This window comes from Enterobacter sp. H2G27 (assembly GCF_054403075.1).
Genome location: NZ_JBSVSI010000001.1, coordinates 210292 through 223479, shown reverse-complemented (window position 1 = coordinate 223479; position 13188 = coordinate 210292). Strand labels below are relative to the sequence as shown.

General features: G+C 55.0%; 13 protein-coding genes. 6 read left to right on the top strand and 7 right to left on the bottom strand.

All coding sequences use genetic code 11. The features are described from left to right. Positions 1–22: 22 nt before the first annotated feature. Positions 23–409 (bottom strand): winged helix-turn-helix transcriptional regulator, encoded by a 387-nt coding sequence (locus ACW9E7_RS01075; protein ID WP_111965375.1) that lies wholly within the window; start codon positions 407–409, stop codon positions 23–25. A gap of 84 nt (positions 410–493) precedes the next feature. Here ACW9E7_RS01075 and ACW9E7_RS01070 point away from each other — a divergent pair, with 84 nt between their 5' ends. Next, on the top strand, positions 494–1342 hold the full coding sequence (locus ACW9E7_RS01070) for an SDR family oxidoreductase (RefSeq protein WP_458727105.1): 849 nt from the start codon (positions 494–496) through the stop codon (positions 1340–1342). Between the two features lie 85 nt (positions 1343–1427). Here the strand turns inward: ACW9E7_RS01070 and ACW9E7_RS01065 are convergent, their stop codons facing one another. Then, on the bottom strand, positions 1428–3245 hold the full coding sequence (locus ACW9E7_RS01065) for a beta-ketoacyl synthase (protein WP_458727104.1): 1818 nt from the start codon (positions 3243–3245) through the stop codon (positions 1428–1430). Positions 3246–3499: 254 nt separating this feature from the next. Between ACW9E7_RS01065 and ACW9E7_RS01060 the strand changes: the two genes are divergently transcribed. The 3 genes from ACW9E7_RS01060 (at position 3500) to ACW9E7_RS01050 (ending at position 6457) form a co-directional block, all read left to right on the top strand. Further along, entirely contained in the window at positions 3500–4543 is a 1044-nt protein-coding gene (locus ACW9E7_RS01060) for a GlxA family transcriptional regulator (RefSeq protein ID WP_240741461.1), read from the top strand. Between the two features lie 48 nt (positions 4544–4591). Continuing rightward, complete coding sequence (locus ACW9E7_RS01055) at positions 4592–5416, top strand: AraC family transcriptional regulator (protein WP_458727103.1); 825 nt, start codon at positions 4592–4594, stop codon at positions 5414–5416. Between the two features lie 75 nt (positions 5417–5491). After that, the gene (locus ACW9E7_RS01050) at positions 5492–6457 is read left to right on the top strand and encodes a DMT family transporter (protein ID WP_458727102.1); all 966 of its coding nucleotides are present in this window, start codon (positions 5492–5494) and stop codon (positions 6455–6457) included. A gap of 79 nt (positions 6458–6536) precedes the next feature. Here the strand turns inward: ACW9E7_RS01050 and ACW9E7_RS01045 are convergent, their stop codons facing one another. Continuing rightward, entirely contained in the window at positions 6537–8186 is a 1650-nt protein-coding gene (locus ACW9E7_RS01045; RefSeq protein ID WP_111965380.1) for a methyl-accepting chemotaxis protein, read from the bottom strand. A 244-nt stretch (positions 8187–8430) separates the two neighbouring features. Between ACW9E7_RS01045 and ytfE the strand changes: the two genes are divergently transcribed. Beyond that, positions 8431–9093 (top strand): iron-sulfur cluster repair protein YtfE, encoded by a 663-nt coding sequence (gene ytfE / locus ACW9E7_RS01040; RefSeq protein WP_458727101.1) that lies wholly within the window; start codon positions 8431–8433, stop codon positions 9091–9093. An 87-nt stretch (positions 9094–9180) separates the two neighbouring features. Here ytfE and cycA read toward each other — a convergent pair whose 3' ends face one another. Both cycA and fklB read right to left on the bottom strand, forming a co-directional pair. Further along, positions 9181–10590 carry a D-serine/D-alanine/glycine transporter gene (cycA, locus tag ACW9E7_RS01035; RefSeq protein WP_458727100.1) on the bottom strand — a complete coding sequence of 470 codons (1410 nt, stop codon included), beginning with the start codon at positions 10588–10590 and terminating at the stop codon, positions 9181–9183. A 311-nt stretch (positions 10591–10901) separates the two neighbouring features. Then, complete coding sequence (gene fklB, locus ACW9E7_RS01030) at positions 10902–11522, bottom strand: FKBP-type peptidyl-prolyl cis-trans isomerase (RefSeq protein WP_008502892.1); 621 nt, start codon at positions 11520–11522, stop codon at positions 10902–10904. 233 nt (positions 11523–11755) lie between these two features. Between fklB and ACW9E7_RS01025 the strand changes: the two genes are divergently transcribed. Beyond that, a complete protein-coding gene (locus tag ACW9E7_RS01025) occupies positions 11756–12400 on the top strand; it encodes an OapA family protein (protein WP_111965383.1) in 645 nt (214 codons plus the stop codon). 67 nt (positions 12401–12467) lie between these two features. On the opposite strand, the gene rplI is transcribed toward ACW9E7_RS01025, so the two are convergent. Together rplI and rpsR are read right to left on the bottom strand one after the other, a co-directional pair. Beyond that, positions 12468–12917, bottom strand: coding sequence for a 50S ribosomal protein L9 (rplI, locus tag ACW9E7_RS01020; RefSeq protein WP_024907318.1), 450 nt, complete (start codon positions 12915–12917; stop codon positions 12468–12470). Positions 12918–12958: 41 nt separating this feature from the next. Then, positions 12959–13186 carry a 30S ribosomal protein S18 gene (gene rpsR / locus ACW9E7_RS01015; RefSeq protein WP_000135199.1) on the bottom strand — a complete coding sequence of 76 codons (228 nt, stop codon included), beginning with the start codon at positions 13184–13186 and terminating at the stop codon, positions 12959–12961. Positions 13187–13188: the final 2 nt, after the last annotated feature.

The following is a 13188-nucleotide window of genomic DNA, read 5'->3' as shown; positions in this document are numbered from 1 at the left end:
AGGCGAAGCCGCCACCCGGCTTTTACGCCGCGCGATCGTCCCTGTTCGCCATCACCTTCGGCGTATTCACCTCAATCCAGTCAGCCAGCGCGGCAACTTTCTCGCTGACCTCAATACCCATCGGCGTCAGGCTATACTCTACGTGCGGCGGCACGACCGGATACGATACGCGATCGACAAACCCGTCCTGCTCCAGCGCCTGAAGCGACTGGGAGAGCATCTTTTCGCTAACCCCGCCCATTTTGCGGCGCAGATCGCTAAAGCGATGCGTTCCCTGGCGCAGCGCCAGCAGAATCAGTACCCCCCAGCGGCTGGTAACGTGTTTGAGCACCTCTCGTGAAGGGCACTGTTCCGCGAAAAGATTGCCATCGCGCATTTGTTCGCTGAGCGTCGGTATCATTGTTTTCATACTTACCTTTTTGTACGTACTTACTAAAAGTTAGCTATGGTGCTAGTGTGCCACAACATCAGACAAACACGAAGGAGATTCATCATGATCGCGATTACCGGCGCTACCGGCCAGCTTGGCCATCTCGTTATTGAACAGCTGCTGAAAACCGTACCGGCCAGCCAGATTGTGGCCATCGTACGTAACCCGGCGAAAGCGCAAGCCTTAAGCCAGCAGGGGATTGTGGTTCGTCAGGCTGACTACACGGATGAAGCCGCCTTCGCCGCCGCGCTGAGCGGCGTGGATAAGCTTCTGCTGATCTCTTCCAGCGAAGTCGGCCAGCGCGCGACCCAGCACCAGAACGTGATTAACGCCGCCAAAACGGCTCGGGTGAAATTTATCGCCTACACCAGCCTGCTGCATGCGGATACATCACCGCTCGGCCTGCACGTTGAACACGTTGCCACTGAAAAAGCGCTGGCGGCGTCCGGGATTCCTTATGCCCTGCTGCGCAACGGCTGGTATACCGAAAACTACCTGGCGAGCGCGCCGCCTGCGCTGGAACACGGCGTGTTTATTGGTGCGGCAGGCGAAGGCAAAATTGCCTCTGCCACCCGCGCAGACTATGCCGCGGCGGCAGCCAAAGTGATTGCTGAAGAGGGCCATGCGGGCAAGGTGTATGAACTGGCGGGCGACCACGGCTGGACGCTGAGCGAACTGGCAGCTGAACTCAGCAAACAGAGCGGGAAGCCGGTCAGCTACCAGAATCTCAGTGAAGCGGATTTTGCCGCCGCGCTGAAGAGCGTCGGCCTGCCTGCCGGTCTGGCCGATATGCTGGCGGATTCCGATGTCGGGGCCTCCAAAGGCGGACTCTTTGACGACAGCCATACGCTGAGCAAACTGATCGGGCGCGCAACGACACCGCTGGCGCAGAGCATTAAAGCCATCCTGTAACGGTCTGACCGTTTTCTCCCGCGGCCGGGTGATTCCCCTTACCCGGCCCGCTCAAATATATTAATAATAAAATCAGATATAACAATTAAAAATCCGGGTATTCTTTTTCCGTCGCGTACGTTATCGGTTTTTCAAATCCGGGAATGGTGATGCCATCCCTGGCAATCTCAATATCTTCCTCATTTATCCCCTGCTGGCCAAACAGATAAATGACGTTGAGTTCACCCTGCGAAGCCGACTCGTCGTACGCGTTCGCCTGATGTTGCACCTCGCGGTTACGCTGCTGATAATCCGCAAATACCGCGTCCCCGTAGCGTTTGCGCAACCATTGATGGGTAAGCTTTGGCGAGTAAACCACCCCCGTGGCATTATTACCGCCAAAGCCTTTTGAATTAATAAAGGCAATTTGCCCCTGGCCTTGCTCTAATTTGTAGTCCTGAAGAGGAATGGATAAGCGTGCGTTATTCACCTGCGGCGCGATCTGGGTTACGCTTTTAATTCCCGGTAAAATGCCATAGCGGAAGACGCCGAGGCAGCTGATAAGCTGGTCGCCGCTGGCGGGTCCCAGGGAGTGACCGAAATACGATTTCACCGCCGTCACCGGCCAGTCGCGGATCGCAAAGGCTTGCGCAACGCGGTCAAAAATATCCGCTTCGGAGACGCAATTCTTCGGCGTGCTTGAACCGTGCGCCTGAATAAACGATCCCTTTTGCACCGCTTCCATTCCGACCATCGACACTGCCGAAGCCACGGCTTTCGCCATGGTGATGTAGTTCCCCGGCCCTGGTGACGCAATAGAACGCTTAAAGCCGTCAGCGTTGATAAAGACATTCCCCACCGAACCATGGATCTCTGCCCCAAGCTGCAGCGCCAGCTCGTCGTCCATTAACACGACATACTGGCTGGATTCTGCGATCACAAAACCACAGCTGTCGCCAAAAGGACGGCTGCTGCTGCGCCAGTCGGGCGTTTCCGTTTCATCAATATGCTTAAGCTTGCTCTCCGTTGCCAGGGCGCCCATGGCGTCGAATCCTTCAATCACTTCGGAGGTGACCGGCGCTTCGGCGCTGCCCACAACGGCCACGCGAATGCGTCCCGCTTTTATATCTTCGACTGCCGCATTGAGGTTATACAGAAACGTGGCGCACGCCCCCAGCGTGGCGCTGGTATGGCCAACGCTACCCAGCACATACGCATTGAGGAAATCAGCGCACATGCTGTTCAGGCCCAGCGGACACTGTTTGGCGCTGACGCGCTGGCCTTTCAGGCGCGACTGGAGCATACCGCCAAAGCCATAATCGTCGAGCTGTCCCATGATATTGCCCGAATAGACCCCGAGCTGATCCGGCGCGATCGCTGCCTGTATCTCGCGCCACGGGATCCCCAGAGCGTTGATGGCGTCCGATGCCCCGACAATCGCCATTTGTAACGCCCGCGGATGGAACTGCGAATTGTAATGGTCACCCGGCCGGAATCCCTGCGGCAGCAAACCTGCAGCCTGAATCTCCGTGCGCAACAACGCCTCAATTTTACAGTCCATCTCTCCCTGAACGGTAATACGCACGCGCCGATCCGGTAATTCCTCAACCTGCCATCCCGCCGGTAAGGGATGCGGTAATTGTCTGGCTGAGATATTAAAGCTGAATCCTTCTTCGCCAGAAACCATATTCAATTTTGCATGGCTGGTGATAGCATCGACATCAAAATAGTCGCGCGTAATTATTCTGATAAGGGTTCCTTCCAGCGTCTCGTCTTTTATCTGCGCGGCAGCCTGAGCGGGCGTAAATCTTTTACCTGAAATGTCGCAATACCCACCTTCATCATATTTAAGCACGCCCATCAGAATAGCTAACGATAATAACGTCTCCTGCCTTTCCTCTTCCGATAATGAATCAATAATCATTCGGCGAAATGCATGATGAAAAGAACTACGACCAGCTGGACTATAGCCGCCAAAAGCCGTTATTACGGGTAATTTCACCATAATTCATCCTGTAGTGGTCGTAGATTTATTTTGTGCAAGTGCGATAATTTCAGATATTAGTTTACAAATTACCGACAAAAGCTAATATGAAAATCCAGCCAAAATGCTGACTTTTTTGGCCAGGGCAACGATGAGTCACCAAAAATAATAGTCAAAACAGGTATTAATCGAAAATGACAAATACACAAATTGGATTTGTGTTATGTGAACGCATGCTAAGTTCCGGTCTCAGTCTGCCGATTGAAATGTGGAAAGCCGCAGCCAGCAGCTATTTAGCCGAGCAAAAAACAACATCCCACGCAGACACGCACAAAACGGAGACATCTGCGTTCAGGCTCTGTCGTCCGGAGAATATACTGAAAGTTCATACTATTGGCATAAATAACGAGCCCATCCTGACGCAAAGTGGCTTTAGCATTACCGCCGATACCACGCTTGCCGCAGACAGGCACTATGACGTTATCTATCTTCCTGCCCTGTGGCGCAACCCTCGAGCAGTGGTCAGACAAAAGCCTGAACTTCTGAAATGGTTGACCGAGCAGGCTGAGCGAGGAACCCGTATCGCCGCCGTCGGAACGGGCTGCTGTTTTCTGGCGGAGTCGGGATTGCTCAACGGAAAGCCCGCCACCACCCACTGGCACTACTTCAAACAATTCTCGCGCGACTACCCCAGCGTAAAATTACAAACCAAACATTTTCTCACGCAGGCCGATAATATTTACTGTGCCGCCAGCGTTAAGGCCCTGTCAGATCTGACGATTCATTTTATCGAAACGATATACGGGAAACGTGTAGCCACACATACTCAACGGACATTTTTTCATGAAATTCGTAGTCAGTTCGATCGCCAGTGTTACAGTGAAGAAAACAAACCCCACCCGGATGAAGATATTGTTCAAATTCAAACCTGGATAAAAGCCAACTGCGCCTCGGATATATCCATGCAGAATCTTGCCGATATGGCTGGCATGAGTTTGCGCAACTTCAACCGTCGCTTTAAAAATGCCACCGACATATCCCCCCTGCAGTATTTATTAACCGCCAGAATTGAATCCGCCATGACAATGCTGCAATCCACCAATCTGTGCATTCAGGAGATCGCGAATGCGGTGGGATATCAGGATATTGCGCACTTTAATCGCCAGTTTAAGCATAAAACAACGGTTTCACCGGGGGATTACCGTAAGACCGTCCGGGCAAAGATGTTTAGTGCATAAACTCCGGTCATCTCTGATAATGAAAAGATGACCACGAGGAGGTTCAACGTGCAAGGCGTACCGGAACAGTTTAATGATGAAAGAGACAGCGCGCGCTTTCGCCATCTGGCGCAGCTGCCGGGTCTGGAGCTGTATCACGCGCACATTTCTGACTACGCCTTTGAGCCTCACACCCATGAAGCCTTCGGGATCGGCACGATTGAAACCGGTGCCGAACGCTTTCGCTATCGCGGTACCCAGCATCTCGCGGCGGAAAAATCCGTCGTCACCATGAACCCGGACGAGATCCACACCGGTGAATCCGCCACCGAGGGCGGCTGGCGCTACCGGATGGTCTATATCGAACCCGATCTGCTTGAAGAGGTGACCGGCCTCAGGCACTGGTGGTTTAGCGACGTGACCCGCCATGACCCGTTGCGCTCGCAGCAAATCGGCAGGCTGATTTACGGCCTGTGGCACACGGACGATCCGCTTGCGCAAAAAGGATTACTGCTGGATCTGATTGAGACCTTCCAGCCCCTGGCCCATCACGCGCCGGTGATTCAGGAGGGTGCGCACCGCTTCGAACGGGTACGCGAGTACCTGCACGACAACTACATGCACCCCCTGACGCTGGACGAGCTGGCCAGCGTCGTTTCACTCAGCCCGTATCATTTTCAGCGCCAGTTCAAAGCCCATTTTCACGTGACGCCGCATCAGATGCTGATGGCCATTCGCCTCTGGCGCGCCAAAGCATTCCTCACGCACGGCATGCCCGCCGCAGAGGTCGCCGCCGCAACCGGGCTGACCGATCAGTCGCATCTCACCCGCACGTTTACCCGCCGCTACGGCATTACGCCCGTGCGCTACCAGAAGCAAGTCATCCGGCGCTAATGCGCAATCTCATACAATACGCGCGTATTTTCCCCTCCTACACTGCATACAGCGTAAATACCTGTGGATGGAAAAATGATTAGTGGAGTGTTGTATGCCCTGCTGGCCGGGATGATGTGGGGTCTGATTTTCGTCGGCCCGCTGATCGTGCCCGAGTATCCGGCAATATTGCAGTCGACCGGACGTTATCTGGCGCTGGGGCTGATTGCCCTGCCTCTGGCGTGGCTGGGACGCGCGCGCTTGCGTCAGCTCAGCCGTCAGGACTGGGTCACCGCGCTGGCGCTGACCATGATGGGCAATCTTATCTATTACGTTTGCCTGGCGAGCGCCATTCAGCGTACCGGTGCGCCGGTATCGACCATGATTATCGGCACGCTGCCGGTCGTCATCCCCGTCTTTGCTAACCTGCTCTACAGCCAGCGCGATGGCAAACTGGCGTGGTCTAAAATGGCGCCGGCGCTGGTCTGCACTGCCCTGGGGCTGATATGCGTCAATATTGCCGAGCTGCGTCATGGCCAGGCGAATGTTGACCTGTGGCGTTACGGTTCTGGCATTGTGCTGGCGTTCATTTCCGTGGCGTGCTGGGCATGGTATGCCCTGCGCAACGCGCGCTGGCTGCGGGAGAACCCGGACAAGCACCCGATGATGTGGGCGACAGCGCAGGCGCTGGTCACGCTGCCCGTATCAGTCGTAGGGTATCTCGGCGCATGCCTCTGGCTGGGCCATCAGCAGCCGGACTTCGCCCAGCCTTTCGGGCCAAGACCGTGGGTGTTTATCGGCCTGATGGTGGCGATTGCGGTGCTGTGTTCATGGGTGGGCGCGCTGTGCTGGAATATTGCCAGCCAGAAGCTGCCGACGGTGATATTAGGGCCGCTGATTGTCTTCGAAACCCTGGCCGGACTGCTTTATACCTTTCTGATGCGCCAGAGCGTACCGCCGCTGTTCACGACCTGTGGGATCGTGCTGTTGGTGGTGGGGGTAGTGATGGCGGTGAGAGCGAAGCCGGAAAAACCGAGGGTTGTTCCGGCATCGGAGATGTGAGTATTGCCCGGCGGCGCTGCGCTTGCAGGGCCTACAAAACCGTAGGCCCGGTAAGGCGTAGCCGCCACCGGGCAAGCCCTTAAAACGTTTCCCAGTTCCCTTCAGACGCCGCCGCGACAGGCTGCGCTTTTGGCACATAGGTTTTCACCGGCGCCGCTTTAACCGCCTGGTTGCGGGTGATTTTGAACACCGCTACCGCTTCGTTCAGACGTGCAGCCTGATCTTCCAGCGCCGCCGCCGCGGCCGCAGATTCCTCCACCAGCGAGGCGTTCTGCTGGGTCACGCGGTCCATCTCGGCTACCGCCTGGCCCACCTGGTCGATACCACGGCTCTGCTCGTCAGAGGCCGAAGCAATTTCGCCCATGATGTCGGTGACGCGGGTGACCGCATTGACGATCTCTGCCATCGTCTCCCCGGCTTCGTTAACCAGCTGAGAGCCCGCGTTCACGCGTTCACCGGAATCGTCGATCAGCGCTTTAATCTCTTTCGCCGCCTGGGCGCTACGCTGGGCAAGAGTACGCACTTCGCCTGCCACAACCGCAAAACCACGGCCCTGCTCGCCCGCACGCGCGGCTTCCACCGCCGCGTTCAACGCCAGGATATTCGTCTGGAAGGCAATGCCGTCGATCACGTTAGTAATTTGCGCAATTTTGCTGGAACTGGTGGCGATTTCGTCCATTGTCCGCACGACGCCTTCAACCACGTTACCACCCTTCTTCGCCGTTGAGGAGGCATCCAGTGCCAGACGGGAAGCCTGACGCGCGTTATCAGCGTTCTGCTTCACGGTCGCCGTCAGCTGCTCCATGCTGGCTGCCGTCTCTTCCAGAGACGCGGCCTGCTGCTCGGTGCGGGAAGAGAGGTCGTTACTGCCAGCGGAGATTTCGCCTGCACCGGTGTAAATGGTATCTGCGCCTTCACGCACCACGCCCACGGTGTTAGCCAGCGAAGTTTGCATCTCCTGCACGTTGCGCGCCAGGATGGCCATTTCATTATTACCGTCTGCCTGAATCGGCTGGGTGAGATCGCCTGCCGCAATAGCGCGAATATGGTTAATCACCTCTTCAAGAGGCAGCAGCAGCACGCGGCGCATGGCGATCCAGCTGGAGATAATCACCACAATCACCAGCAGCATAACCGCAGAAAGGATCCACAGGATGCGCTTGTAGTCGCTTTCATTGTCCTGGATGCCTTTATCGGTAAGCATTGCCTGCGCTTCGCGCCATTCACGATATACCGTCTGCATCGCGTTTTGTTTCTGTTCGGCATTCTGCTTGAACATATCTTCCAGATTGCCCTGGCTCAGCAGAACGTTCATTTGCGTCAGCGTTGCAGAGTAAATGCGGTACTGCTCTTCGAGTTGGTTGGTCAGGTTCTCATCCAGGCCAGGCGTGTTCGGCAGGGCATAGTATTTATCGTAATGAACCTGCGCTTCAGTCAGCAGATTTTTCGCCGTGGTCACCAGCTCATTCAGCTGACCGCCGTTAATTTGTGAGGCCATGCTGCTTTGCAGGCGCAGCATCCCGCGGTTCAGGGTGACGCGAGCCTGGTTCAGACTGATCCACGCATCGGTAAACTCCGCCACGTTCTTGCTGGAGAGCTGCGACACGGTGAAGTTGTCTTTATCGTTATTCAGGGCGTTGATAAAGATACCGGCGGAAATCACTTGCATGATGCCGAGCACAAGCAGCACCGAAATCAGAAGGGTAATGACTTTTATACGTTTAAACATGCGTTGCCTTTGTTTTATGCAGGTTTGTCTGACGTGGATATATCGGCAGGCGCGGCGGGTTGTTTACTGTTCCTCCACCTTTAAAAAGTTTCGAAACCACTTTCCTGAGCCCATTCAGAGAGTTAAAAGTGGGATTTTTTTGTGATCCACATCTCACTTTTCCCCTTCCCTCTAAAGGGTTATAGCGCTGGCCTAAAGATGCATTTAATATGCACTTTATATTATTGATGACGAGGTAACTGCTATGGCCTTTCGCGACCAACCCCTTGGCGAGCTGGCGCTCTCCATTCCTCGCGCTTCTGCGCTGTTCCGTAAATACGATATGGACTACTGCTGCGGCGGTAAGCAAACACTGGAGCGTGCGGCCTCACGCAAAGAGCTGGACGTTGAGGTTATTGAAGCAGAGCTGGCGCAGCTGGCCGAGCAGCCCGTCGATAAAGACTGGCGAACCGCCCCGCTCGCGGAAATCATCGACCATATCATCGTGCGTTATCATGATCGTCACCGTGAACAGCTGCCGGAACTGATTCTTCAGGCGACCAAAGTCGAGCGCGTCCATGCCGACAAACCTTCCGTACCGCGCGGTCTGGCAAAGTACCTGACCCTGCTGCACGAAGAGCTTTCAAGCCACATGATGAAGGAAGAGCAGATCCTCTTCCCGATGATTAAACAGGGTATGGGAAGCCAGGCGATGGGGCCCATCAGCGTGATGGAAAGCGAGCATGATGACGCGGGCGAACTGCTGGAAGTGATCAAACACACCACCCACAACGTTACGCCACCGCCAGAAGCGTGCACAACGTGGAAAGCGATGTACAACGGCATTAACGAGATGATTGACGGCCTGATGGAACACATCAGTCTCGAGAACAACGTTCTGTTCCCGCGGGCATTAGCGGGGGAATAAAAAAAGCCCGGTGGCGCTAGCGCTTACCGGGCCTGCAACGTCCTCGAACGTAGGCCGGGTAAGCGTCAGCGCCACCCGGCAACATGCTTAACGCATGCCTGCCATACGTTTCTTACCGATAAACACCCAGCCCAGCCCCAGCGCGATAAACCACAGCGGCGTGACGATGAGTGCCTGACGGGTATCATCTTCCAGCGTCAGCAGAACCAGCACGAAGACGAAGAACGCCATGCACACCCAGCACATCAGCTTGCCCAGCGGCATCTTGTAGATCGATTTCTCATGCAGATGTGGGCGCTGCTTGCGGTACACCAGATATGAACACAGGATGATGGTCCAGACGAACATAAACAGGATCGCTGAGACCGTGGTGATCATGGTGAACGCGCCAATCACGCTTGGATTCACGTAGAGCATCACCACGCCGCCCAGCAGGCACATGCAGGAGAAGGTCAGCCCTTTTGCCGGTACGGCACGCTTAGAGAGCTTGGCGAACGCGCTCGGCGCCACGCCTTCCTGCGCCAGACCAAACAGCATACGGCTGGTTGAGAACACGCCGCTGTTCGCGGAAGAGGCCGCAGAGGTCAGCACCACGAAGTTAATCAGGCTCGCTGCCGCAGGCAGGCCTACCAGCACGAACAGCTCAACGAACGGGCTCTTGCTTGGCACCACCGAGCTCCACGGCGTCACGGACATAATGACGATCAGCGCGAAGACGTAGAACATGATGATACGCACCGGAATAGAGTTTATCGCGCGCGGGAGAGACTTCTCGGGATCTTTGGTCTCCGCTGCCGTCGTGCCCACCAGCTCAATGCCCACGAACGCAAATACCGCGATCTGGAAGCCGGCAAAGAAGCCGCTAATACCTTTCGGGAACCAGCCGCCGTCATTCCACAGATGGGTAAACGACGCCTGAACGCCCGTTGGTGACTGGAAGTGGGTGAGCACCATCACCAGACCCACAACGATAAGCCCGACAATGGCCACGATTTTGATCATCGCGAACCAGAACTCCATCTCACCGAACATTTTAACGGTGGCGAGGTTCAGGCTCAGCAGCAGAACAATAACCGCCAGCGAGGCGACCCAGTCCGACAGACCCGGGAACCAGAACTGCGCGTAGGCGGTAATCGCCACGACGTCCGCCATACCGGTGACAACCCAGCAGAACCAGTAGGTCCAGCCGGTGAAATAGCCCGCCCACGGCCCGAGCAGGTCAGAAGCGAAGTCGCTAAAGGATTTGTATTCGAGGTTCGAGAGCAGCAGTTCACCCATTGCACGCATCACGAAGAACAGCATAAAACCGATAATCATATAAACGAATATGATTGACGGCCCGGCGAGACTAATAGTTTTGCCTGAACCCATAAACAGCCCGGTACCGATGGCACCCCCGATGGCAATGAGCTGAATATGACGGTTTGTGAGATTGCGCCGTAGCGACTGTTCAGACGACGCCCCTTCGTCGGCGACGACTTTAACCTGATCTACCATGTGATATTTTCCTGTTTATGCCTGTCTGTGTTGTTAAGGCTCTTCTGGCCTTTAAATACGTCAAAAGATGACGTTCCCTTGTAAGGGCTAATCGATATTAGGTAAGAATCGGCGGGATGAATACTATGATTTAGATATTATGTTAATAATATGTTGAAAGTGAGTGTCATATCACTCATACAGCGCGAAACAGCTCACAAAAATACACGCAACAGTTTCGTTTGCAAGATAAAATGTTGATTGCATCATAACTATAGGTTTTTACACTATTTTCCTCTCCCCAACCGGAGAGAGGAAATAAGAAAAGTCGATTACAGAATTTCCAGCAGCTCGACTTCAAATACCAGGGTGCTGAATGGCGGGATGGACGCGCCAGCGCCGCGCTCGCCGTAGGCCAGGTTATGCGGAATAGTCAGTTCCCATTTGGAACCGACTGGCATCAGGGTCAGCGCTTCAATCCAGCCTGCGATAACACCGTTCACCGGGAACTCAGCCGGTTCGCCGCGCGCCACAGAGCTGTCGAACACGGTACCGTCGATCAGCTTACCGGTGTAGTGTACGCGAACGTGGTCGGTACGCGCCGGGATTGCGCCGTCACCCTGATTGATCACGCGGAACTGCAGACCAGACTCGGTGCTGTTCACGCCTTCACGCTCACGGTTCTCTTCCAGATATTTCACACCTTCGGCGGCCATCTCTTCAAAGCGTGCGCGACGCACGGCGTCAGCACGCTCGTGGATTTCACGCAGCGCACGGTGCACAACGTCAACCGGAACGGCAGGCTGTTTGCCTTCCAGTGCGTCAGCGATACCCGCCACCAGCGCTTCTGGTAACAGACCCTCCAGGCCGGATTCGCTCAGCTGCTGTCCTACCTGCAAGCCGATACCGTAACTTGCCTGCGCTTCGATAGTGTCAAAAGTCGGGGTGGTCATGGGTTTTCCTTCCATCACATTTAAAGTAGCGGGCAGCATATCAGCCATGCCCTTATGGGTAAAACTTTGTCTGAAGTTAAGGTGACAAACCGCGACGAAACAGAAACAATAGAGATAACCAGGATTAATCCCGAACTGATGTCACGGATGTCGGGTTTGCTACGCCGTTCAGGCAGTTAGCAAACTATACTTCGGAACACAGGATAAAAAAGACGCGGAGCAGGAGGAGTGCCATGCCCGGGCGATTTGAACTGAAACCTACCCTGGCGAAAATCTGGCAGGCGCCGGACAATTTTCGCATCATGGACCCGCTGCCTCCTCTGCATCGCAGAGGGATCATCATTGGCGCGCTGATGGTGATCGTGGGCTTCCTGCTTCCTTCCGGGAGCGATGATGTCGATACCGTACCCGTTACCCGCAATGCCCAACTGGACATTCAGTCGCAGACGCGACCGCAGCCTGACGCACAGCCGATGCAAACGCAGCTTGTCACCCCGTCTAACGATCCGGGTCAGGTTGCACCGGTTGAGCCAGAGCCCATTCAGGATGAACAGCCGCAGGATCAAGCCGCCGCCCCGTCTCAGCCTCAGACGCAACAGCCTACCGGCATTGAGCAACAGTGGCGTTCCTATCGCGTGGAGCCGGGCAAAACCCTGGCACAGCTGTTCCGCGACCATAACCTGCCGCCAACCGACGTATATGCCATGGCGAAGGTAGAAGGTGCAGGTAAGCCGCTCAGTAACCTGCAGAATGGACAGATGGTGCAGGTTCGTCAGAATGCCAGCGGTGTGGTGACAGGATTAACGATTGATACAGGAAACGGACAACAGGTGCTGTTTACCCGCCAGCCAGACGGCAGTTTTATCAGGGCGCGTTAAGGGCCCGGAGCTGTAAAAAGCAAAACGCCGGCACAAGGCCGGCGTTTCAACGTGAGCAGAGTAAAAATTACTCAGCTACAACGTTAACAACCAGTTTAGCGAACACTTCGCTGTGAACCTGGAAGTCAACTTCGTGCTCACCAGTGGTACGCAGAACGCCGTTCGGCAGACGAACTTCGCTCTTAGCCACTTTAACGCCTGCAGCAGTTACTGCATCAGCGATATCGCGGGTACCGATGGAACCGAACAGTTTACCTTCGTCGCCTGATTTAGACGCGATGGTAACGGTGCCCAGTGCGTTGATTGCTTCAGCGCGAGCGTTAGCAGCCGCCAGAACGTCAGCCAGTTTGGCTTCCAGTTCAGCGCGACGTGCTTCGAAAAACTCTACGTTTTTCTTGGTAGCTGGAACAGCTTTACCCTGTGGAACCAGGAAGTTACGTGCGTAACCCGCTTTAACGTTAACCTGATCACCCAGGCTGCCCAGGTTTGCTACTTTATCAAGCAGAATAACTTGCATTACCTTATCCTCTTAAAGTCGTATTAATGGACCGTGCCCGATTACTGATGACGATCAGTGTACGGCAGCAGGGACAGGTAGCGAGCGCGTTTGATAGCGCGAGCCAGCTGACGCTGGTATTTTGCACGAGTACCGGTGATACGGCTTGGGACAATCTTACCGCTTTCGGTGATGTAGTTTTTCAGCGTTGCGATATCTTTATAGTCGATCTCTTGAACGCCTTCCGCGGTGAAACGGCAGAACTTGCGACGACGGAAATAACGTGCCATAT

Coding starts and splice junctions, on each gene's coding strand:
- ACW9E7_RS01075 (WP_111965375.1), bottom strand. CDS start 409: ATGAAAACAATGATACCGACGCTCAGCGAACAAATGCGCGATGGCAAT.
- ACW9E7_RS01070 (WP_458727105.1), top strand. CDS start 494: ATGATCGCGATTACCGGCGCTACCGGCCAGCTTGGCCATCTCGTTATT.
- ACW9E7_RS01065 (WP_458727104.1), bottom strand. CDS start 3,245: ATGATTATTGATTCATTATCGGAAGAGGAAAGGCAGGAGACGTTATTA.
- ACW9E7_RS01060 (WP_240741461.1), top strand. CDS start 3,500: ATGACAAATACACAAATTGGATTTGTGTTATGTGAACGCATGCTAAGT.
- ACW9E7_RS01050 (WP_458727102.1), top strand. CDS start 5,492: ATGATTAGTGGAGTGTTGTATGCCCTGCTGGCCGGGATGATGTGGGGT.
- ACW9E7_RS01045 (WP_111965380.1), bottom strand. CDS start 8,186: ATGTTTAAACGTATAAAAGTCATTACCCTTCTGATTTCGGTGCTGCTT.
- ytfE (WP_458727101.1), top strand. CDS start 8,431: ATGGCCTTTCGCGACCAACCCCTTGGCGAGCTGGCGCTCTCCATTCCT.
- cycA (WP_458727100.1), bottom strand. CDS start 10,590: ATGGTAGATCAGGTTAAAGTCGTCGCCGACGAAGGGGCGTCGTCTGAA.
- fklB (WP_008502892.1), bottom strand. CDS start 11,522: ATGACCACCCCGACTTTTGACACTATCGAAGCGCAGGCAAGTTACGGT.
- ACW9E7_RS01025 (WP_111965383.1), top strand. CDS start 11,756: ATGCCCGGGCGATTTGAACTGAAACCTACCCTGGCGAAAATCTGGCAG.
- rplI (WP_024907318.1), bottom strand. CDS start 12,917: ATGCAAGTTATTCTGCTTGATAAAGTAGCAAACCTGGGCAGCCTGGGT.
- rpsR (WP_000135199.1), bottom strand. CDS start 13,186: ATGGCACGTTATTTCCGTCGTCGCAAGTTCTGCCGTTTCACCGCGGAA.